We start from the raw sequence: 20,829 nt of genomic DNA, 5'->3' as shown, positions 1-20,829 counted from the left end.
AATTTTCAAAGAAAGGAATACAAGTTCGGTAATTCGAACACGGGCTAAAAACCTAGTGAAAAAGATAAACCTCCTAGTGTGTGAACACATTGCGTCAGTTTCCTGTTTTCACTTTTCCAAAACCATGATAGAAAGGAAAGTGTTCGTAATCGAACACGGGCTACGGACTGTGCCAAAAAGATAGTTTTTCCTAGGACGGTGAGGTCCTGCGTCAAAACTCCTATTTTGGCTGTGTCCGCTTTACGCCCTTAGTATCTTATATGAACAACACAGAATTTTACGATCGTCTGGGGGTTTCTAAGAATGCTTCGCCAGACGAGATTAAGAAGGCTTATCGCAAGCTTTCGAAAAAATACCATCCAGATATTAACAAGGATCCGGGTGCGGAGGATAAATACAAGGAGGTCCAGGAGGCTTATGAGACCTTGAGTGATCCGCAGAAGCGTTCAGCCTATGACCAATTTGGTCCAGCTGGTGCCAATGGAGGCTTTGGCGGAGGAGCTGGAGGCTTTGGTGGTTTCGATGGAGCTGGTTTCGGTGGCTTTGAAGACATCTTCTCAAGCTTCTTTGGTGGTGGTGCGACCCGCAATCCTAATGCTCCTCGTCCAGGGGATGACCTCCAATACCGTGTCAATCTCAAGTTTGAAGAGGCGATATTCGGTGTAGAAAAAGAAGTTTCTTACAATCGCGAAGCAACCTGTCGGACCTGTACAGGTTCAGGTGCTAAACCTGGTACAAGTCCAGTAACCTGTGGACGCTGTCACGGTTCAGGGATTATCAATGTGGACACGCAAACACCACTTGGTACCATGCGCCGTCAAATGACCTGTGATGTCTGTCATGGTCGTGGTAAACAAATTAAGGATCCATGTACAACGTGTCGCGGAACCGGTCATGAAAAACAAGCTCATACGGTAACGGTTAAGGTACCAGCTGGTGTGGAAACTGGTCAGAAAATCCGTCTGGCAGGTCAGGGGGAAGCAGGTTTTAATGGAGGTCCTTACGGAGATCTCTATGTGGTCATTCAAGTCCAGGCTTCAGATAAGTTTGAGCGTGAGGGGACAACAATTTATTATAAATTAGACCTCAACTTTGTTCAGGCAGCCTTGGGCGATACAGTCCATGTACCAACCGTTCACGGTGATGTGGATATGGTGATCCCTGAAGGAACACAGACAGGTAAGACCTTCCGTCTGAAAGGCAAGGGAGCTCCAAGTGTTCGTGGTGGGGTCATCGGTGATCAGTATGTGACGGTCAATATTGTTACCCCTACAGGTCTGAACGACCGTCAACGTGCAGCTCTTAAAGAATTTGCAGCAGCAGGAAACATTGATATCAAACCCCATAAAAAAGGCTTCTTTGACAAGGTAAAAGATGCTTTTGAAGAATTGTAAATCGAGATTAAGACTGGATTTTATCTAGTCTTTTTCTGTTTTTCATAAAAGAAATAACATTTTTCGGTTGTATCAAATTGCTCTGTGTTAAAATAAGATATAGTAATTTGAAAGAGAACGCTTACGGAATGAAATCTTGGGTTGAGAATGTGGTCATAAAAAATACGAAGATCGGTCTGGCTTGACGGGTTTGAAACAAGGACCGTTGGTGTGGACAGAGGTCTTTTTGCGCGAGGTCAATCGTCAGACCGATACAGGCATTTTGCATTTTTGGCCTATGGATAAAACGGTCATTCTGGGGATGATGGACAGTCAGGTCGCCCAGCTGGACAGGGGCTTAGCCAGTATTGGTCGGGCGGGCTACAGTCCTATTATTCGGAGTCTGGGTGGTCTAGCTGTGGTAGCAGATGAAGGGATTTTAAATGTCACTCTGATTTTGCCCAATCCTTCTGGTCACAAGGTTGATTTGCGGGAGTCTTATCAGGTCATGGTGGATTTGATTGCCCAGGCGCTTTCAGATTTTCCCTTCGAGGTGGTCAGTGGTGAGGTGGCAACTTCCTATTGTCCTGGGACCTACGACCTTAGTATCAAGGGGCGGAAGTTTGCTGGATTGGCTCAGCGGATTTAACAAGAGGCTATTGCCATTTCTGCCTATATCAGTGTTTCAGGCGATCAAATGAAACGTGGGCAAGTGGTGGCTGATTTTTATGCGGCAAGTTTTACTCCGCAAGCAGTATCGGACAGATTTCCGCAAGTAAATCCGGATTCGATGGCCAATCTGTCAGACTTGGTTGGTCAGGATGTGACGGTGGAGGATATGAAAACACGAATTGAGCGTGTCTTGATTGAAAATGGAGCTTTTCTGACCACCTTTTATCCCTCATCGGACAATATGACTGATTTTATGGCGCTCGGAAAGACCATCAAGCAGTCTATGGAAAAATATGGTATCTAGGAGATTCTTATGATATGGAAAGATGCGACAGCCATGGCTCAGGCTGTCAATCAAAAACAGGTTTCTGCCAAGGAATTGGTGCAAGAAACAATTGACAGGATTGAAAAGCTCAATCCCGCCCTCAATGCGGTTGTCAGCAAGCAGTATGAAGGAGCCTTGAAAGAGGCGGAAAAAGAAGACTATCTGGGCAAGCCATTTGCAGGAGTTCCTTTCTTGTTGAAGGATCTGGGGCAAAATGAAAAGGGGCAGCCATCTTCTGCAGGTTCTCGCCTGCTTGCTGGTCGGCTAGCAGGTCATACCGATACCTATGTCCAACGCTTGAAGGACTTGGGTTTCATCATTGTCGGTCGAACCAACACGCCAGAATTCGGCTTCAAAAATATCTCAGATGCCCGCCTGCACGGTCCTGTCAATCTTCCCTTAGATCCTAGTCGCAATGCTGGTGGATCGAGTGGTGGTGCAGCTGCAGCACTGGCTTCAGGCATGGTCTCTATTGCTGCGGCATCAGATGGTGGTGGGTCTATTCGTATCCCAGCCTCCTTCAATGGCTTGATTGGGCTCAAAACCAGTCGTGGTCGGATTCCGGTTGGACCTAAGTCTTATCGTGGCTGGCAGGGAGCATCTGTTAATTTTGCCCTGACCAAGTCTGTCCGAGATACCCAGCGTCTGCTCTATCATTTCCAGGACTACCAGCTGGAAGCCCCCTTTCCCCTTGCCGAGCTGAGCGAAGAGGAGGTTTTTGGAAAATTGTCTCGCCCCCTAAAAATCGCCTACTATACCAAGTCTCCAGTAGGGAGCAAGGTCAGTTCTGAAGCGGTAGAAACGGTTCAAAAAGCCTGTCATCACTTGGCAAATTTGGGGCATGAAGTGGTGGAATTATCAGAATATCCTCTGGATGGAGTGGCCCTGATGAAATCCTTCTACCTGATGAACAGCGTGGACACGGCTCAGATGTTTGACGACATCGAAGCAGCTTTTGGGCGCCAGATGACCTTGGATGACATGGAAGTCATGTCCTGGGCTATCTACCAAAGCGGGCAAACCATACCAGCCAAATTGCACTCCAAGGCCCTATTGGACTGGGACCAGTTTGGAGCCAGCATGGCGCGTTTCCATGAGGAATACGACTTGCTCCTGACGCCGACAGTGGCTGATGTAGCGCCCAAGCATGGACAATTTGACCTATCAGCAGATTTGCTGGACCGCCTCAAGCACACCCAGAACTATTCCATGGAAGAGCAGCAGGACCTGATCTGGCAAATGTTCGAGGACAGTCTAGCCCTAACTCCCTTTACGCAGCAGGCCAATATTTGTGGTCAGCCAGCTATTTCTCTGCCAACTTATGTGCGGGCTGACGGATTGCCAATCGGCATCCAATTGACAGCAGCCAAGGGACGAGAGGATTTACTCTTGCAGTTGGCAGACCAAATGGAGGCAGCAGGTTTACTCAACTTGTAAGGGAATTCATTTTTCAGATAAAATACTTGCCAAATTTTTACAAAAGTGTTACCCTATAAAAGTTGGTGGGTTAACACCGAAAAAGTAAAAAGGAAGCTATAGCTTTCAAAGGAGATTGTTTTATGTTGAAAAAAGTTTTAGCCTCAGCTCTCTTGGTTTCTACTTTGACCTTGGCAGCATGTTCTAGTTCAAGTTCTAATACTAGCAGTTCTTCTGCTGAACAGACTCAGTGGGAAAAAGTACAAGAAGCTGGTGTCTTGAAGGTTGCTACACCAGGTACCCTCTTCCCAACTTCTTACTACAACGATGCCAAAGAATTGGTCGGATATGAAATTGATATGATCAATGAAATTGGTAAACGTTTGAAATTGGAAATCGAATACCAAGAAATCGGTGTAGCAGAAGCCTTTACAGCTGTGGACAGTGGTAAAGTTGATATTTCTGTTAACAACTTTGACATGACAGAAGCACGTAAGGAAAAGTACAACTTCTCTATCCCTTACAAGTATTCAGTTGGTGGCTACATCGTTCGTGAAGATGGTTCATCAGGAATCGAAGCAGCTGACTTGAGCGACTGGACTGGTAAAAAAGCTGGTGGTGGTGCAGGTACTCAGTACATGAAAATTGCTGAAAAGCAAGGTGCAGAGCCAGTTATCTATGACAACGTAACCAATGATGTTTACTTACGTGACGTATCAACAGGTCGTACAGACTTCATTCCAAACGACTACTATACACAAGTCATGGCCATCAAATGGGCAAATGCCAACTTCCCAGACATCAAGGTGAAGATGGGTGATGCTAAATACAACCCAACTGAACAAGGTATTGTCATGAGCAAGGCTGATACAAGCTTGAAAGAAAAAATTGACGAGGCTCTTGAAGCAATGAAAGCTGACGGAACTTTGAAGGCAATTTCTGAGAAATACTATGCAGGACAAGACTTGACAGTTCCTGTTGAAAATGCAGATGAGTTGCCAGTTATCGAAGTTGAATAAGACTTGGTAAGAAATTATAGTCTTTTAGTTTACTTTTAGTACTCGCTTCAAAGGTTCGGGGAACCTTTGAAGACTGGAGATTGGGCGAAGCAACTTCGCCTCAATTGCCGCAGGCATAACTGGAGTTAGGCAAGGCGAGTTAACGACGTAATAAAAGAAAAAATAAATGACGATAAATGCATCTCGTATAGACTTTGTCAGTTAAAGACTGGCAAGGTCTATCTGGTTTTAAGGAAAGAGGAGAGGATATGGATATCAACTGGCAGGCAGTTTTTAATGCGGATATTGCAAGAGAGGCGATTCCACAGATTTTGGAGGGGCTTCCCTACACTTTATCCCTATCCCTAATTGGTTTTGCCTTGGGGACTTTCTGCGGATTTTTTGTAGCTCTCATGCGGATGTCTAAGTTTGGACCCTTGCGTTGGTTGGCTATGGTCCATATTTCTCTCATGCGTGGAATTCCCCTCATGGTTCTTCTTTTCTTCATCTATTTTGGTTTGCCCTTTATGGGCTTGCAGTTAGATGCTATAACGGCCTCTATCATCGCCTTTACCTCCATGTCCAGTGCCTACATTTCTGAGATTATCCGTGCATCTCTTTCAGCCATTGATAAGGGGCAATGGGAAGCGGCGCGTTCCCTGGGCTTGCGGACCAATGTGATCTACAGAAAAATCATTATTCCCCAAGCCTTCCGAATTGCCCTACCACCTCTTAGCAATGTGCTTTTGGACATGGTTAAAAGTACATCTCTGACAGCTATGATTACAGTACCAGAGATTTTCAATAAGGCCAAAATAGTCGGTGGAGCCAAGTCTGACTACATGACAGTTTATATCTGTGTAGCCCTCATTTATTGGGTTATCTGTACACTATATGCTGTCGGTCAAGTACACTTGGAAAAACGCTTGGCTACCTATTAAAGAACAGTGAAATCAAGATTTGAGATTGAAGGGATGATCGTTGAATGATCATTCTTTCAATCTTTTTAAATGAAAACAGCTAGTTCTAGTCTTATGGTCTACCTGTGTCAAAACAAGCTAGTATCAGATATTAGGTATCTGTCATTTCGTTTTCTCTATCTGTCTTGTTAGAATGTGCAAGCTTACTTTCTCCTCTCATTATCTATTTAAATGAATGGAATTTTCTTAACTTTCTTGCTAGAATTTGCTATAATCAAAGTAGAAAGAAGTCTAGGAGGTGTGCTATGGAATTGAAAGATATCATGGACATTTTGGAAGAAATGAGGGTAGGGATTTTTGCTACGGTTGATGAGGCGGGTAATCCTCATTCCAGACCGATTCATATTACAGCTGCGACGGAAGAGGGTGTATTCTTTATGACAGGATCAGAAACTCATTTTTACCATCAATTGATGGGGGATGAGCGCCTAGCCGTCACGGCTTTATCTGAGGAGGATTATCTTATTCAAGTCATTCGAATTGAAGGAAAGGCTAGACCAGCAAGTCAAGAACTCTTGGAAAAGGTCTTTGCGGACAATCCTTATGTGCAGCATGTTTATAAGGATGAAGAAAGTCGGAAAACCATGCAAATTTTTCAACTTTATGAGGGGAAAGGTTTCTACCATAGCTTGACCCAAGGTCACAAGTATGTCTTCCAGATTGGAGAAGGTCAGTCGAAGGAGATGAGAGCGATCTAATTCTCTAGACAGAAAACATTGAGAAGCTCTTTGGAGCTTCTTTTTGAATATTCAGACAATTAAGCCACATTTTCTTGAAAAATTATGAAAAATATGAGAAAATGATAAAAACAAGAAAGTTGAGAATTCCAATGAGAGACGATATAAAAATCAATGACCGAGCAGCTGCACTTTCAAGTCAATTGATCGAAGTCCTAGAGAATATTTATGATCCGGAGATTGAATTGGATATCTATAATTTAGGCTTGGTCTATGAAATTGATTTGGATGAGAATGGATTTTGTAAGGTCATCATGACCTTTACCGATGCTGGTTGTTCTTGTGCTGATACCATGCCAGGTGAGTTAGTCACAGCCTTGAAGAAAATCGAAGGTATTACCGATGCACAAGTAGAGATTGTCTGGTCTCCTGCTTGGAAGATGACGCGAATCAGCCGTCTGGGACGGATTACGCTAGGTATCAGTCCAAAATAAAATGAGTTGCATGGAGCAACTCATTTTTTAAATGTTTCATCGTATTGTCTGTCTAATTTTTCCATGGTTTCATAAATCGGCTTTGGAATCATGACAACTTGCGGATCCAAATCGACCATACCATAGCTCGGGTCGATGCATTCTTCCCAATATTCTAAATGTTTTTTGTCGATATAGGATTCTGAATTTTCGACTTCAATCCCTCCTTCAGCTTGAACAGAATACCAGTAAAGGTATTCGCGTCCGTCCAATACCTCGCGGAAGATGGTTTCGACATACATTTTCTCTCCTTCAAGAGTGAGAAGGGTGTCTTCCATGTGCTCATTGAGAAAGGTCATCCATTCATCTACTTGAACAGTTTTGCCTTCTTTAACACGAAAGCGGGAGAGTTCGACGTTTAGTTTCATTTGATTTTCTCCTTGTGAAAACCCTGTCGCAGTGACAGGGTTTAATAAATTCATTATTTTTTCCCTGTACGTTCTGGTCTCCAGAAGTCTGTAACAGCTCCTTTGGAGGCAGAAGACACGGTATGGGCATATTTGCCGAGAACGCCACGAGAGTAGAGTGGTGGGATAACAGTAGTTTTCTTGCGTTCTTCGATTTCTTGGTCAGAAACATGCATGGTGATTTCTTTGGTATCTTGGTCCACCGTCACCAAATCTCCTGTGCGGAGGTAGGCGATTGGACCACCATCCTGGGCTTCAGGAGCAATGTGACCAACAACCAGACCATAAGTTCCGCCAGAGAAACGACCGTCTGTCAGAAGGGCTACCTTGTCACCTTGGCCTTTTCCGACAATCATAGAAGAAAGGGACAGCATTTCAGGCATACCAGGACCGCCTTTTGGTCCAACATAGCGGACAACGACTACATCGCCATCTACGATTTCGTCAGTCAAGACTGCTTCGATAGCTTCTTCTTCCGAATCAAAGACCTTAGCTGGTCCAGTATGATTGCGGACTTTCACGCCTGAAACCTTGGCAACGGCACCTTCAGGCGCAAGGTTACCTTTCAAGATAATCAGAGGTCCATCCGCTCGTTTTGGATTTTCAAGTGGCATGATGACATCTTGACCTGGAGTCAAGTCTGCAAAAGCTTCAAGGTTTTCAGCAACGGTTTTACCTGTACATGTGATGCGATCACCATGAAGGAAGCCGTTTTTGAGCAAGTATTTCATGACAGCTGGGACGCCACCGACATTGTAGAGGTCTTGGAAGACATATTTTCCTGATGGTTTCAGGTCTGCCAAGTGAGGTACCCGTTCTTGGAAATCATTGAAATCTTCCAAGGTCAAGTCAACGTTGGCAGCGTGGGCAATGGCCAGTAAGTGCAGAGTAGCGTTGGTTGAGCCGCCCAGAGCCATGGTAACAGTGATAGCATCTTCAAAGGCTTCACGAGTCATAATGTCAGATGGTTTGATGCCCAGTTCTAACATGCGGACAACGGCACGACCTGCTTCTTCAATATCCGCTTTTTTCTCAGGAGATTCAGCAGGGTGAGAAGAAGAGCCTGGAATGGACATGCCCATAACCTCAATGGCAGTAGCCATGGTATTGGCAGTATACATGCCACCGCAACCACCAGGTCCAGGGCAAGCGTTACACTCGATTTGACGAACTTCTTCAGCAGTTAAGTCGCCATTGTTCCATTTTCCGATTCCTTCAAAAACGGATACCAAGTCGATGTCTTTACCGTTGAGATTACCTGGCGCAATGGTTCCGCCATAGGCAAATACAGCAGGAATATCCATGTTTGCGATGGCAATCATGGAACCAGGCATGTTTTTATCACACCCTCCGATAGCGACAAAGGCATCTACGTTATGACCTCCCATAGCTGCTTCAATAGAGTCAGCGATGATATCACGGGAAGTCAAGGAGAAACGCATGCCAGGAGTTCCCATGGCAATCCCGTCTGCAACGGTAATGGTACCGTACTGAACAGGCCAGCCCCCTGCCTCTTTGACGCCTTCTTTGGCTAATTTTCCAAAGTCATGCAAGTGTATATTACAAGGTGTATTTTCTGCCCAGGTTGAAATCACTCCGACGATTGGTTTTTCAAAACTATCATCGGTCATGCCTGTGGCACGCAACATAGCACGGTTGGGCGATTTGACCATCGAATCGTAAACAGAGCTACGATGACGGAGGCTTTTCAGTGTATCTTTATCAGTCATTACTCTTCTCCCTATCTTCCAAAAGTTATTTTATTCATTATACCATAGTTATGAGGGAAATGAAAAAGGATTTGTTAAATGATGTGAAATTTCTGAATATTTCAAAAAATAAAACAAAACAGCCTTGGATGTTCTAAAGGCTGTTCTAGTTTGTTCTTGTTACTGAGCAGTTGCTCGGAGCTGTACTTTCTTGTTTCCGGTAAAGAAGAGGCTAATCAAGGCAAGAACTAAGAATCCTGCACCGATAAACCAATAGGGTTGGTCCAAGGTGGTTGAACGACCAGACAGGTTGATGATACCACGGAGCAGGAAGCCTGCTGTAATGGTGGCAACACCTGAATTCCAGAGATTAAAAGTCATTCGTGATAAGTTTGGCTTTAGAGTGAGCATACCAAGGAGTAAAGCTCCGCCAATCAGGGTCACACAAAACATATAATGCATGAAGAATGAAACCTCGCCATAACTAAGGCTTTCGTAGATACGGCTGAAGATAAAGAGGAAGGCTGTTGTAGCCAAGTAGGTAATGAAGGTGCGTGCAGTACGCGTAGATGTTTGATTAGTAACCGATGTAGACAATGTCACTTACCGCCCTTTCTGAGATAGTATTTCCGTTTGTTGTTGGATTGTTGATGACTTGGCCGTTGAAGTAGAGGGTTGACGAACCACCACCGTCAAGGTTATAGGCTGTTTGGACACCATACTGCTTCATAACCTCGGCCATTTGATAGAGAGAAAGTCCTTGACTTTCAGATGTTCGCCCATCGGCTACGACGATGATATAATGGTTTTCATCAATAATACCGATTGCAGAGCGTGGATTGGATGACTTGGCACGACCAACTTCTGTTGATGTATCAACGACAATTTCGCCATTCTCTACCAATGATGGACCGAATGCTAAGAGGTTGACGACCCCCTTGTCAATCAATTCTTGAGCAGTGATTTCATTTTCATAGATGATTTCAAATGAGCCGTCGGCGTAGATTGCCAAGTCGCCGTAAGCTGCATTGTCACGGACAGTGTCACGGTAGAGGACGCCGTTTTTAATGACATAACCAGTTGAGTTGGCGCCGTAATAGTCACCGTTGACAGCTAGGATAGCATTGTTTGCAGCGGCGGTTTCAGAAGTTTTGGCCGTTACGTTGGTACCGTAGGTATTTTGGGCTAGAGCTGTCTTTAGATACTCTGGAGAGCTGACCTGGATATCAGCCACATAGACAGTTGTGTTGTTGGTAGTGATGGTTTCTAAGTTAACTTGGATATTATCATCAGAGTAAGATGTATCTGTTGTCGTCACGTTGGTAGCTGTTGAGGCAGTGGTGGCTGATGAAGCGGTCGTTTCTGCTGTCGGTTGACTACTTGTAGTAGTGCTGTTTGCCGCGACGGTGGAAATAGCTTCAGACAGGACGAAAGTTTTCAACATAGAGTAGGAAAATCCACTCGTTAGCAGCATTCCAAAGATGGTGGCGTAGGCAAAGGGTTTTTTAAGCAATTTCATGGGAATATGATTTCCTTTCTTTAAAGATGATATTTTTTTGAATGAGCCAAGAGGCTAGGAAGAGGAAGACTCCGACCACAAGTTTGACAAGGTAGAGGTTAAGTCCAAGAATTTGATGGAAAAGATAAAGAAGAGCTGTATCAGCTAGGAAGAGAATGAGAGCTAGAGTAAAGTAGCCAGCACCTGTTCGTGCGACGCTTTCTTTGTTTTTAAAGACTAATTTCTTATTGAGGACAAAATTACAGCTAGCACTGCAGATGCGAGCAATGGTGTTAGCAACTAACAAACGTGCAGCAGTTGGCAGTCCGGTCAGCACCAATAAAGCTAAGGCATAGATACCATAGTCGACTAGGAATCCACCAAAAGATGCCAGGGCAAATTTGAAGAGATTCTTGTAAATGAGCAGTCCATCTTTTATGGGACGAAAATGCGAACTGGCATTATCATCGATATAAATGGTTTGGATTGGAACTTCCGTGATTTTATAGGCTTGACTTGCTTGGGTCAGCATATTCATTTCATATTCGTAGCGGTCACCCTCAATGTCCAACATAAATGGAATCATGTCGGTGTGGAAACCACGTAAGCCAGTTTGTGTATCGGATACATTGACACCGGTTTGTAGTCGGAACAAGACTCTAGTTAGTTTGTTACCAAATCGGCTACGGAGCGGGATGTCCTTAGTAAATTGACGGACGCCAAGGATGAGGCGGTTGGGTAGGTTCATGGCTGCGCGTGCGACACGGTCAATATCATTCACAGCATGTTGACCATCTGCATCAGCAGTAACGATAACACCTGGCTTTCTCAAATCTTGGATAAAGCTAAAGGCTGTCCGTAGAGCTTGTCCCTTTCCTTTGTTGACATCGTGGTGGAGAACAATGGCATAGGTTTTGGCGATTTCAAGAATATTTCTTGCTTGGTCTGTACTACCATCATCTACAACAATGACCTGGCAGTTTAGTCTATTCTTTATAACTTCTAAGAGTTGGATCAATTTTTCATCTGGCTGATAAGCCGGTATCACTACATAATACATATCATAAACCTCGTATGTTTTTCTTGATGAGTTTACTATACGGGACTTTTCTAAAAGCAAGCTAAAACTAGATGAGGCTTGCGATTAGCTTAAGTTTGCTTTAAGAATTTCTTTGGGAATTTTTAAGAATCCGAACAAATGTAGGAATTTTCAGAAAGTTTTCTTGACATTCCAATTCCTTGTGATATTATAGTAGATAACACATTTGCAGAGAGGAGGAATATTCGTGCAAGTAATTCAACTAGACCAACCACGTTCGGGGTCTTATCTAATTTTGGATACCTTGCATCAATTAGGAGTTGACTTAGTATTTGGTTATCCAGGTGGAGCAGTCTTACCACTATATGATGCAATTTACCAATATGAGGGTATTCAACATATCTTGGCTCGTCATGAGCAAGGAGCAGTTCACGAGGCAGAAGGTTACGCTAAATCATCAGGAAAGGTGGGTGTAGCCATTGTGACCTCTGGTCCAGGAGCAACAAATGCCATCACAGGCATTGCGGATGCTATGGGAGATAGCGTACCCTTGTTGGTCTTTACAGGTCAAGTAGCTACACGGGGGATCGGTAAGGATGCCTTTCAAGAGGCCGATGTCTTGGGTATGACTATGCCGATTACTAAATATAATTATCAAATTCGAGATACCGCAGATATTCCTCGTGTGATAACAGAGGCGCTTCATATTGCAACAACTGGTCGTCCAGGTCCGGTTGTCATTGATGTTCCAAAAGATATTCAAGAGAGAGTAGTTGATTTTTATCACGATCCAACTGTTCAACTCCCAAGTTATCAACCGACAGTTGAGCCAAATGGTTTACAGGTCAAGAAAGTATTGAAACAGCTTAGTCAGGCTAAGCAACCAGTTATCCTTGCTGGTGGAGGAGTTAACTACGCAGATGCCAATCAAGAGCTGATTGCCTTTGCGGAACGTTACAGGATTCCAGTTGTTTCTACCTTGCTAGGTTTAGGTGCCATGCCAATTGAGCATGAGTTGGCACTCGGTATGGGTGGCATGCACGGTTCCTATGCAGCCAATATGGCCATGAATGATGCGGATTACATTATCAATATTGGCGCTCGTTTTGACGACCGATTGACAGGTAATCCTCTCACCTATGCACCGAACGCAACCGTTGCCCATATTGATATCGACCCAGCTGAAATCGGTAAGGTTAAGAAAACAGCCGTACCAGTCGTAGGAGATGCTAAGGCAACTCTCCAAGCCTTGCTCAAGCTGGAACCTGTGGAAACAGATTACGCTGACTGGACCGCTCAGGTCTTAGAAAATAAACGCAGAGCGCCATTCTGGTATGAGGAAGATTCTGAATTTATCAAACCACAACAGGCTATTGAGTTAATTGGTCAACTGACCAATGGGGATGCTATTGTGGTTACTGACGTAGGGCAGCATCAGATGTGGACTGCCCAGTTCTATCCTTACAAGCATGCACGCCAGTTAGTAACATCGGGTGGCATGGGGACCATGGGCTTCGGTATTCCTGCAGCTATCGGTGCAAAATTAGCCAATCCAGACAGGGAAGTTGTCTGCTTTGTTGGGGACGGTGGTTTTCAGATGACCAACCAGGAATTAGCCATTCTCAACGGCTATGGAGTTCCTATCAAAGTAGTCCTCATTAACAACCACTCTCTTGGAATGGTTCGTCAATGGCAGGAATCCTTCTATGACAAACGCCGCAGTCAGTCTGTCTTTGATGCGGAGCCAAATTTCCAGCTGCTAGCTGAAGCCTACGGCATTGCTCACTACAGTTTTGATAATCCAGCGACCCTGGCTGAAGATATGAAAATTATTTTGGAAGATAGACCGATGTTGATTGAAGTGCATATTTCTAAAGCAGAACACGTTCAACCAATGGTGCCAGCTGGCAAGAGCAATGCAGAGATGTTGGGGGTGAAGTTTAATGCGTAGAATGTTAACAGCAAAATTACGAAATTCATCTGGCGTCCTTAACCGCTTTACAGGTGTCTTATCTCGCCGGCAAATCAATATTGAGTCCATATCCGTCGGTCCGACAGAAGTGGACGGTATCTCCCGTGTTACCGTCATCGTTGATGTGGCAACTATGGACGAAGTAGAACAAATCATCAAACAACTCAATCGCTTGATTGATGTGGTCCGTGTCCGTGATTTGACGGACATTCCCCATTTGGAACGGGAAGTGATTCTGGTTAAAATCGTTGCTCCGCCAGCTAAGCGGGCAGAAATTTTAGCCATTATCCAACCTTTCCGTGCTAGCGTTGTCGATGTGGCACCGCACTCCATTACCATTCAAATGACTGGCGACGGAGATAAGATTGACGCCCTCCTGCGTGTGATTCAGCCTTACGGCATTAAGAATATCGCCCGTACGGGAGCAACAGGTTTTAGTCGAGATTAGTCTTAAACCTTTATAGAATAATTTAAAAAATAGAAAAGAGAATTTTATGACAGTAGCAATGCAATATGAAAAAGATGTAACAGTAGCAGCACTTGACGGCAAGCGTATCGCTGTTATCGGTTATGGTTCACAAGGCCATGCCCATGCCCAAAACTTGCGTGATACAGGACACGATGTTATCATCGGTGTGCGTGCTGGTAAGTCATTTGACAAGGCTAAAGAAGACGGTTTTGAAACTTTTGAAGTAGCAGAAGCAGCAAAACAAGCCGATGTTATCATGATTTTGGCTCCAGACGAAATCCAAGCGGACCTTTACAATGACGAAATCGCTCCAAACTTGGAAGCAGGAAATGCTCTTGGTTTCGCTCATGGTTTCAACGTTCACTTTGAATTTATTAAGGTACCAGCAGATGTGGATGTCTTCATGTGTGCACCGAAAGGTCCAGGTCACTTGGTTCGCCGTACCTTTGAAGAAGGCTTTGGTGTACCAGCCCTTTACGCAGTTTACCAAGATGCAACTGGAAACGCTAAGCACATTGCTATGGACTGGGCAAAAGGTGTTGGCTCAGCTCGTGTAGGTCTCTTGGAAACAACTTTCAAAGAAGAAACAGAAGAAGATTTGTTTGGTGAGCAAGCAGTTCTCTGCGGTGGTTTGACAGCTCTGATGCAAGCTGGTTTTGAAGTCTTGACAGAAGCAGGCTATGCACCAGAATTGGCTTACTTTGAAGTGCTCCATGAAATGAAACTCATCGTTGACCTTGTTTACGAAGGTGGCTTCAAGAAAATGCGCCAATCTATCTCAAACACTGCGGAATTCGGTGACTATGTATCAGGCCCACGCGTGATTACAGACCAAGTTAAAGAAAACATGAAAGCAGTCCTTGCGGATATCCAGTCTGGTAAATTCGCCAACGACTTCGTCAACGACTACAAGGCAGGCCGTCCACGCATGGAAGCCTACCGCAAAGAAGCAGAAGGACTCGAAATCGAAAAAGTCGGAGCAGAACTCCGCAAAGCAATGCCATTCGTCAGCCGCAACGACGACGATTCGTTTAAAATTTATAACTAAAACAGTCCAGTGGACTGTTTTAGCCCTCGCCTGAAAACGAGAGAGCGAGGCAAGTCTATAGGCAATGCTAACGGACACTTACTATCGTAAGTTTTATTTCCAACCTCTGACAGCTTCAAAGGTTTGGGGAACCTTTGAAGGAAGTAGTTGCTCGCTTGAAAACAAGAGAGCGAGGCAGTTGAAGTGGAGTGAAAGAGTCTGAGGATAGACTCTTTCAGCTGGTCGTCCAGAAATTCAAGCATACGCTTAAAGATTGGAAAGCGGAATTTTGGTTACGAATAGACAGTTGGAAAAGCTTTTGCTTCCCTATCCTATTTTGAAGTTAGGGAGTTTTGGAAAAGTTTAGTAGACAAGACATATTAAAGAGCTGGTGGGGCCAGCTCTTTTGACCGTCTATTTATGTTATAGTCCTTCAATAGATAATATTTGCTTTCTTCGGCTCCCTATGTCTAAGTGTAACTCATTCCATCATTAGAGAGGTTGCTTTGCCCCACTCAAGGAAGATTCTGTGCAAAAACAAATTAGGTCTATCCTATTTTTAGTCTATAAAATTCCTTCTTGTTTTTAAAGTGAATAGTCAAAGGAAGAATACTATAGCTAAAAAGTTCGGTATTTGAATGAAATGTATAATATTATTTTAAACATGCGTATAATTGTTAGTATTATTTTGAAAATACTGGTACAATATGATTATAGAAAGAAATTAGTGCAAATATGATTACAGCAAAAAATGTAGAGCAGGCCTACGAAGTCTTAAAAAGAGTTGTCGTTCGGACGCCATTAGATTACAGTCGCTACTTATCAGAAAAGTACGGAGCCACCATCTATATCAAGCGTGAGAATGAGCAGCGGGTTCGCTCTTTTAAGATTCGTGGAGCATACTATGCGATTTCACAATTGTCTGATGAAGAAAAATCACTAGGGGTAGTCTGTGCCTCGGCGGGTAACCATGCCCAAGGTGTTGCCTATACATGTCAAGAAATGCAGATTCCTGCGACAATCTTTATGCCTATTACGACCCCCCAGCAAAAGATTGGACAGGTTCGTTTCTTCGGTGGAGATTTTGTTGATATTCGTTTGGTAGGAGATACTTTTGACGAAGCTGCCCAAGCAGCACAAGAATTTACAAAAGAGAGTGGAAAAACTTTTATTGATCCATTCGATGATGCCAATGTGCAGGCTGGTCAGGGTACAGTAGCTTACGAAATATTAGAAGAAGCTGAGGAACAGTCCATTAGTTTTGATCAAATCCTTGTGCCAGTAGGCGGAGGTGGATTGGTTGCCGGAGTCTCTGCGTTCTTGAAAGAAAATGCTCCTGAAATTAAGATTATCGGGGTTGAGGCAAACGGAGCCCGTTCCATGAAGGCTGCATTTGATAAGGGACGTCCAGTAAAACTAGCATCGATTGATAAGTTTGCGGATGGCATTGCTGTTCAAAAGGTTGGGGCTTCAACCTATGAAGTAGCTAGAAAGCATGTGGATAAGTTGATTGGTGTTGATGAGGGGTGGATTTCAGGCACCATTTTGGACCTCTATTCAAAACTAGGGATTGTGGCTGAGCCAGCAGGAGCAGCGACTGTGGCAGCACTAGAAGTCGTTAAGGATAAGATTAAGGGACAGACTATCTGTTGTATCATTTCAGGTGGTAATAATGACATTAACCGCATGCCAGAGATGGAAGAGAGAGCACTTATTTATGAAGGGATAAAACATTACTTTGTTGTGAATTTCCCACAACGTCCGGGTGCCTTGCGTGAATTTGTAAATGATATTTTAGGTCCTAATGATGATATTACTCGCTTTGAGTACATCAAACGTGCCAATAAGGGTACTGGTCCAGTCTTGATTGGGATTGCTTTGGGCAATAAGGAAGATTATGTCCAATTCCTTTCTCGCTTAGAAGATTTCGATCCTCAGTATATCAATCTTCATGAAAATGATTCGCTTTATAAGATGCTAGTATAGGAGGTAGGTATGGTTCTTGGTCCAATTATTGTAATCGTTAGTTTCTTATTTGTTGTATTACTTGCCTTGGTTTTAGTTGTTTCGGGGCTATATGTGGTCAAGCAACAGACGGTTGCTATTGTAGAGCGGTTTGGGAAGTACCAAAAGACTTCTACCTCTGGTATTAACTTTAAAATACCTTTTGGGGTAGATGTCATCGCGGCTCGTATCCAATTGCGGATGTTGCAAAGTGAAATTGTGGTGGAAACTAAGACCCAGGATAATGTCTTTGTGACCATGAATGTGGCGACTCAATATCGTGTTAATGAAAATAATGTCACAGATGCCTACTACAAACTCATGCACCCAGAGGCACAGATTAAATCCTATATTGAAGATGCCTTGCGCTCTTCGGTGCCTAAGTTGACCTTAGATGAACTCTTCGAGAAGAAAGATGAAATTGCCCTTGAAGTACAAAAACAGGTGGCGGAAGAGATGTCGACCTACGGTTATGTTATTGTCAAGACCTTGATTACCAAGGTTGAACCAGATGCCGAGGTCAAGCAATCAATGAATGAAATCAACGCAGCTCAGCGGAAACGGGTTGCGGCCCAAGAATTGGCAGAAGCCGATAAGATTAAAATAGTCACTGCTGCTGAAGCAGAAGCTGAAAAAGACCGCCTACATGGTGTGGGGATTGCCCAACAAAGGAAGGCAATTGTAGACGGACTAGCAGATTCTATTCGTGAACTGAAAGAGTCTAACATCAGCATGACAGAAGAGCAGATTATGTCTATCTTGTTGACCAACCAATACTTGGATACATTAAATAATTTTGCGCAAGGAGGTAATCAAACAATCTTTTTACCAGCTAATGCTGGCGGAGTGGAGGATGTACGTACACAAATATTGTCTGCTCTCCAGGTTAAAAATTGAGTAAAATCCGAACATTTTACTTGACAATTCAATGCAATTCGTATTATACTAAATTGCACGAATAAATTGGAAAGGGGTTCCTAATGACTAGTTACGAAAAAGTTGCTGCTGTTGTCGGCTGGGTACGCGAAAAGAAAATCACTGGCTACCGTATCAGCAAGGAAACAAATGCTCGTGAGATGTCAGTTATCGCTCTTGCACAAGGACGCGCTAAAATTGATAACATTTCATTTGCGACTGCCTTGGGGTTGATTGACTTTTACGACAAAAACCACAAGAAATTTGAAAACTAATCTAAGTCATAGTATTTAGAGGATTGCATAAGAGGGTCATCGAGCCCTCTTTTTTGACGTCAAAAAACCTTACCAGCTTTGAAACTGGTAAGGTTACTATCTATAAGAGAGAAGGCTTATCCTAAAAAACGCTGTAGGAATTCGCGGGTCCGCTCTTCTTGTGGATTTTCAAAGATTTGTTGAGGAGCACCTTCTTCAGCGATGATACCCTTATCCATGAAGATAACACGATCAGAAACATCACGGGCAAATTCCATTTCGTGAGTAACAATCACCATGGTTAGACCTGACTTGGCCAAATCCTGCATGGTTTTGAGTACTTCACCGACCATTTCTGGGTCTAGAGCGGAAGTTGGTTCATCAAAGAGAATAACTTCTGGATCTACAGACAGAGCACGGGCAATGGCAACACGCTGTTTTTGACCACCAGAGAGTTGGCTTGGTTTGGCCTGCCAGTACTGCTCGGTCATACCGACCTTATTGAGATTTTCTTTGGCGATTTTCTCAGCCTCTGCACGATCGCGTTTCAATACAGTGGTTTGTGCTACGATGGCATTTTCCAAGACATTGAGGTTGTTAAAGAGGTTGAAAGACTGGAATACCATGCCTAGTTTTTCACGATAGGTGGTCAAATCATAGCCCTTGGCCAAGACATCTTGACCGTGGTAGAGGATTTGTCCCTCGGTGGGTGTTTCCAAGAGGTTGATGGAACGGAGGAAGGTTGATTTTCCAGAACCAGATGAACCAATGATGGAAATCACTTCTCCTTTTTCAACTGTTACAGAAATGTCCTTGAGGACCTGGTTTTGTCCGTAGGATTTCTTTAGATTTTTAATTTCAAGAATTACATTATTAGTCATGAGGCACCTCGATTTGCATTTGGTTGGCACCAGTTGTATAGGTGTCTGTGTCAAAGCGTTTTTCAACTGCTCGCAAGATGCGGGTCACAGTAAAGGTCAAGATAAAGTAAATGATGGCAATGACGGTAAAGGTTTGGAAGTACTGGTAGGTTTGTGTCGCCACGGTATTTCCTGAGAAGTACAATTCAACAACTGAGATTACGTTCAATACAGAAGTATCCTTGATATTGATGACGAACTCATTACCAGTAGCTGGAAGGATATTTCTAATAACCTGTGGCAAAACAATCTTGCGCATGGTTTGGTTGTGGGTAAATCCAAGGGCCGTTGCGGCTTCGAATTGCCCCTTGTCTACTGCGAAAATACCACCGCGGACAATCTCACTCATGTAAGCACCTGTGTTGATGGATACGATGAAAATGGCAGCGAGGGTACGGTCAAGGTTAAGACCGAAGGCTTGGGCAGTACCGTAGTAGATAACCATGGACTGTACAATCATCGGTGTACCGCGGAAAACTTCGATGTAGATATTGATAAACCAACCGAGAATTTTTTGACCAATAGCAAGAGCCTTGTTAGCTGCTTTTGGAGCAGTACGGAAAACACCAATCAAAAGACCGATAAGGGTACCGATAATGGTTCCAAGGATGGAAATGAGCAAGGTCATTCCAGTGCCACGAAGCAACTGCTGCCAGTTGTTGACAATGATATTCCACACTTGAGCAAAGAAGCTAGGAGTTTCGCCTTCGCTGGCTTCTTCAACAGGCTGGTTTTCAATCATATTGTCCATAAGTGCAATTTGGTTGTTCTCCGAAAGAGTAGCTAGTACTTCATTGACCTGGCTGATGCGAGCATCGTCTTTACGCATACCGACAGCAATAGTCACGTCTTCAGCATTGGTTTCAAAATTATCCGATAATTCGACCATCTTGAATGCCTTGTTGGCTGCTTCGGCTGTACGACCTTCTGGACGCTCAGAAACATAGGCGTCAATGATGCCAGCTTCTAGGGCTTGACGGATTTGAGAGAAATCTCCCATGGCAGTTTGTTTGTCTGCACCTTGAATTTGGTCGATTAAGTCGTATAGGTAAACTCCTTGCTGGGCAGTGATCTTGGCACCAGCAAATTCAGCCAAGCTAGTCGCCTTAGCATACTGGCTATCTGAACGAACTACAAGGGTCGGAATAGAAGTGTAGTAGCTATCTGAGAATGCGATTTCTTTCTTACGCTCTTCGGTCGGGCTCATACCAGCGATAATCATGTCAATCTTGCCAGAAGTAAGAGCTGGAACAAGACCTTCCCACTTGGTTTTAACTACTAAGAGCTCCTTGTCCAAGGACGCGGCAATTTTTTTAGCGATTTGAACATCGTAACCATTAGCGTACTGGTTGGTTCCTTCAATCGGAACTGCTCCGTTGCTGTCATCCTCCTGGGTCCAGTTGAAAGGTGCGTAAGCAGCCTCCATACCGACCCGGAGGTATTCATCTGCTTTTACGCCTGTTGCTATGGAAAATACAGCAAGAAGACTTAGCAGAAAGATACTAAGTTTATGTTTCATAATAACTCCTTATTAAATGGTATTACACCATTCTATTAAAAATTCTGACAAATTTCAATATCCTTGAACTATCATTGTATTATTTTTTTATGGTATAATAATTAGAATTGATAAAAAGGAGT

21 protein-coding genes are annotated in these 20,829 nt (G+C 43.8%); 14 read left to right on the top strand and 7 right to left on the bottom strand.

What is annotated here, in order from left to right; translation table 11 throughout:
- Positions 1 to 260 precede the first annotated feature (260 nt).
- From dnaJ to RFK25_RS01010, 8 genes are all read left to right on the top strand, one after another.
- Entirely contained in the window at positions 261 to 1,394 is a 1,134-nt protein-coding gene (gene dnaJ / locus RFK25_RS01045; RefSeq protein ID WP_332410784.1) for a molecular chaperone DnaJ, read from the top strand.
- Positions 1,395 to 1,584: 190 nt separating this feature from the next.
- Entirely contained in the window at positions 1,585 to 2,022 is a 438-nt protein-coding gene (locus RFK25_RS01040; protein WP_332410783.1) for a lipoyl protein ligase domain-containing protein, read from the top strand.
- A gap of 48 nt (positions 2,023 to 2,070) precedes the next feature.
- Positions 2,071 to 2,349, top strand: a complete 279-nt coding sequence (locus RFK25_RS01035; RefSeq protein ID WP_332410782.1) for a hypothetical protein — start codon at positions 2,071 to 2,073, stop codon at positions 2,347 to 2,349.
- A 9-nt stretch (positions 2,350 to 2,358) separates the two neighbouring features.
- Complete coding sequence (locus RFK25_RS01030; RefSeq protein ID WP_332410781.1) at positions 2,359 to 3,807, top strand: amidase; 1,449 nt, start codon at positions 2,359 to 2,361, stop codon at positions 3,805 to 3,807.
- Between the two features lie 122 nt (positions 3,808 to 3,929).
- Positions 3,930 to 4,805, top strand: coding sequence for a transporter substrate-binding domain-containing protein (locus tag RFK25_RS01025; RefSeq protein WP_029179392.1), 876 nt, complete (start codon positions 3,930 to 3,932; stop codon positions 4,803 to 4,805).
- Positions 4,806 to 5,053: 248 nt separating this feature from the next.
- Positions 5,054 to 5,725: an amino acid ABC transporter permease gene (locus RFK25_RS01020; RefSeq protein WP_332410779.1), complete on the top strand. Its 672-nt coding sequence runs from the start codon at positions 5,054 to 5,056 to the stop codon at positions 5,723 to 5,725.
- A 284-nt stretch (positions 5,726 to 6,009) separates the two neighbouring features.
- Positions 6,010 to 6,462, top strand: a complete 453-nt coding sequence (locus RFK25_RS01015) for a pyridoxamine 5'-phosphate oxidase family protein (protein WP_332410777.1) — start codon at positions 6,010 to 6,012, stop codon at positions 6,460 to 6,462.
- Between the two features lie 131 nt (positions 6,463 to 6,593).
- Positions 6,594 to 6,935: a metal-sulfur cluster assembly factor gene (locus tag RFK25_RS01010; RefSeq protein ID WP_332410776.1), complete on the top strand. Its 342-nt coding sequence runs from the start codon at positions 6,594 to 6,596 to the stop codon at positions 6,933 to 6,935.
- A gap of 20 nt (positions 6,936 to 6,955) precedes the next feature.
- On the opposite strand, the gene RFK25_RS01005 is transcribed toward RFK25_RS01010, so the two are convergent.
- From RFK25_RS01005 to RFK25_RS00985, 5 genes are all read right to left on the bottom strand, one after another.
- Positions 6,956 to 7,342, bottom strand: a complete 387-nt coding sequence (locus tag RFK25_RS01005; protein ID WP_332410774.1) for a DUF6176 family protein — start codon at positions 7,340 to 7,342, stop codon at positions 6,956 to 6,958.
- 53 nt (positions 7,343 to 7,395) lie between these two features.
- Positions 7,396 to 9,111 carry a dihydroxy-acid dehydratase gene (ilvD, locus tag RFK25_RS01000; protein WP_332410773.1) on the bottom strand — a complete coding sequence of 572 codons (1,716 nt, stop codon included), beginning with the start codon at positions 9,109 to 9,111 and terminating at the stop codon, positions 7,396 to 7,398.
- A 159-nt stretch (positions 9,112 to 9,270) separates the two neighbouring features.
- Positions 9,271 to 9,693: a hypothetical protein gene (locus RFK25_RS00995; protein WP_332410771.1), complete on the bottom strand. Its 423-nt coding sequence runs from the start codon at positions 9,691 to 9,693 to the stop codon at positions 9,271 to 9,273.
- Entirely contained in the window at positions 9,668 to 10,609 is a 942-nt protein-coding gene (locus RFK25_RS00990; RefSeq protein ID WP_332410769.1) for a phosphodiester glycosidase family protein, read from the bottom strand. Before RFK25_RS00990 ends, RFK25_RS00995 begins: the two co-directional genes overlap by 26 nt.
- On the bottom strand, positions 10,596 to 11,648 hold the full coding sequence (locus tag RFK25_RS00985; RefSeq protein ID WP_332410767.1) for a bifunctional glycosyltransferase family 2/GtrA family protein: 1,053 nt from the start codon (positions 11,646 to 11,648) through the stop codon (positions 10,596 to 10,598). Before RFK25_RS00985 ends, RFK25_RS00990 begins: the two co-directional genes overlap by 14 nt.
- A gap of 226 nt (positions 11,649 to 11,874) precedes the next feature.
- Here RFK25_RS00985 and RFK25_RS00980 point away from each other — a divergent pair, with 226 nt between their 5' ends.
- From RFK25_RS00980 to RFK25_RS00955, 6 genes are all read left to right on the top strand, one after another.
- On the top strand, positions 11,875 to 13,578 hold the full coding sequence (locus tag RFK25_RS00980) for an acetolactate synthase large subunit (protein ID WP_332410766.1): 1,704 nt from the start codon (positions 11,875 to 11,877) through the stop codon (positions 13,576 to 13,578).
- A complete protein-coding gene (ilvN, locus tag RFK25_RS00975) occupies positions 13,571 to 14,047 on the top strand; it encodes an acetolactate synthase small subunit (protein WP_105125208.1) in 477 nt (158 codons plus the stop codon). The genes RFK25_RS00980 and ilvN overlap by 8 nt, the downstream gene beginning before the upstream one ends.
- A 46-nt stretch (positions 14,048 to 14,093) precedes the next feature.
- Entirely contained in the window at positions 14,094 to 15,116 is a 1,023-nt protein-coding gene (ilvC, locus tag RFK25_RS00970) for a ketol-acid reductoisomerase (protein ID WP_105125207.1), read from the top strand.
- Between the two features lie 714 nt (positions 15,117 to 15,830).
- The gene (ilvA, locus tag RFK25_RS00965; protein WP_332410762.1) at positions 15,831 to 17,081 is read left to right on the top strand and encodes a threonine ammonia-lyase IlvA; all 1,251 of its coding nucleotides are present in this window, start codon (positions 15,831 to 15,833) and stop codon (positions 17,079 to 17,081) included.
- 9 nt (positions 17,082 to 17,090) lie between these two features.
- Positions 17,091 to 17,996 carry an SPFH domain-containing protein gene (locus tag RFK25_RS00960; RefSeq protein WP_332410761.1) on the top strand — a complete coding sequence of 302 codons (906 nt, stop codon included), beginning with the start codon at positions 17,091 to 17,093 and terminating at the stop codon, positions 17,994 to 17,996.
- A gap of 83 nt (positions 17,997 to 18,079) precedes the next feature.
- Positions 18,080 to 18,289 (top strand): capsule biosynthesis transcriptional regulator, encoded by a 210-nt coding sequence (locus tag RFK25_RS00955; protein WP_009910800.1) that lies wholly within the window; start codon positions 18,080 to 18,082, stop codon positions 18,287 to 18,289.
- A 116-nt stretch (positions 18,290 to 18,405) separates the two neighbouring features.
- Here the strand turns inward: RFK25_RS00955 and RFK25_RS00950 are convergent, their stop codons facing one another.
- Both RFK25_RS00950 and RFK25_RS00945 read right to left on the bottom strand, forming a co-directional pair.
- Positions 18,406 to 19,149 carry an amino acid ABC transporter ATP-binding protein gene (locus RFK25_RS00950; protein ID WP_332410760.1) on the bottom strand — a complete coding sequence of 248 codons (744 nt, stop codon included), beginning with the start codon at positions 19,147 to 19,149 and terminating at the stop codon, positions 18,406 to 18,408.
- The gene (locus tag RFK25_RS00945) at positions 19,142 to 20,707 is read right to left on the bottom strand and encodes an ABC transporter substrate-binding protein/permease (protein ID WP_332410758.1); all 1,566 of its coding nucleotides are present in this window, start codon (positions 20,705 to 20,707) and stop codon (positions 19,142 to 19,144) included. The genes RFK25_RS00950 and RFK25_RS00945 overlap by 8 nt, the downstream gene beginning before the upstream one ends.
- Positions 20,708 to 20,829 lie beyond the last annotated feature (122 nt).

The organism is Streptococcus sp. SS-4456 (assembly GCF_036680365.1).
Classification (GTDB): Bacteria; Bacillota; Bacilli; order Lactobacillales; family Streptococcaceae; genus Streptococcus.
This window is presented reverse-complemented; position numbering and strand designations above follow the sequence as displayed.

Excerpts from the sequence above, each read along its gene's own strand:
- dnaJ (WP_332410784.1), top strand. The coding sequence starts at position 261 with ATGAACAACACAGAATTTTACGATCGTCTGGGGGTTTCTAAGAATGCT.
- RFK25_RS01035 (WP_332410782.1), top strand. The coding sequence starts at position 2,071 with ATGAAACGTGGGCAAGTGGTGGCTGATTTTTATGCGGCAAGTTTTACT.
- RFK25_RS01030 (WP_332410781.1), top strand. The coding sequence starts at position 2,359 with ATGATATGGAAAGATGCGACAGCCATGGCTCAGGCTGTCAATCAAAAA.
- RFK25_RS01025 (WP_029179392.1), top strand. The coding sequence starts at position 3,930 with ATGTTGAAAAAAGTTTTAGCCTCAGCTCTCTTGGTTTCTACTTTGACC.
- RFK25_RS01020 (WP_332410779.1), top strand. The coding sequence starts at position 5,054 with ATGGATATCAACTGGCAGGCAGTTTTTAATGCGGATATTGCAAGAGAG.
- RFK25_RS01015 (WP_332410777.1), top strand. The coding sequence starts at position 6,010 with ATGGAATTGAAAGATATCATGGACATTTTGGAAGAAATGAGGGTAGGG.
- RFK25_RS01010 (WP_332410776.1), top strand. The coding sequence starts at position 6,594 with ATGAGAGACGATATAAAAATCAATGACCGAGCAGCTGCACTTTCAAGT.
- RFK25_RS01005 (WP_332410774.1), bottom strand. The coding sequence starts at position 7,342 with ATGAAACTAAACGTCGAACTCTCCCGCTTTCGTGTTAAAGAAGGCAAA.
- ilvD (WP_332410773.1), bottom strand. The coding sequence starts at position 9,111 with ATGACTGATAAAGATACACTGAAAAGCCTCCGTCATCGTAGCTCTGTT.
- RFK25_RS00990 (WP_332410769.1), bottom strand. The coding sequence starts at position 10,609 with ATGAAATTGCTTAAAAAACCCTTTGCCTACGCCACCATCTTTGGAATG.
- RFK25_RS00985 (WP_332410767.1), bottom strand. The coding sequence starts at position 11,648 with ATGTATTATGTAGTGATACCGGCTTATCAGCCAGATGAAAAATTGATC.
- ilvN (WP_105125208.1), top strand. The coding sequence starts at position 13,571 with ATGCGTAGAATGTTAACAGCAAAATTACGAAATTCATCTGGCGTCCTT.
- ilvC (WP_105125207.1), top strand. The coding sequence starts at position 14,094 with ATGACAGTAGCAATGCAATATGAAAAAGATGTAACAGTAGCAGCACTT.
- ilvA (WP_332410762.1), top strand. The coding sequence starts at position 15,831 with ATGATTACAGCAAAAAATGTAGAGCAGGCCTACGAAGTCTTAAAAAGA.
- RFK25_RS00960 (WP_332410761.1), top strand. The coding sequence starts at position 17,091 with ATGGTTCTTGGTCCAATTATTGTAATCGTTAGTTTCTTATTTGTTGTA.
- RFK25_RS00955 (WP_009910800.1), top strand. The coding sequence starts at position 18,080 with ATGACTAGTTACGAAAAAGTTGCTGCTGTTGTCGGCTGGGTACGCGAA.
- RFK25_RS00950 (WP_332410760.1), bottom strand. The coding sequence starts at position 19,149 with ATGACTAATAATGTAATTCTTGAAATTAAAAATCTAAAGAAATCCTAC.
- RFK25_RS00945 (WP_332410758.1), bottom strand. The coding sequence starts at position 20,707 with ATGAAACATAAACTTAGTATCTTTCTGCTAAGTCTTCTTGCTGTATTT.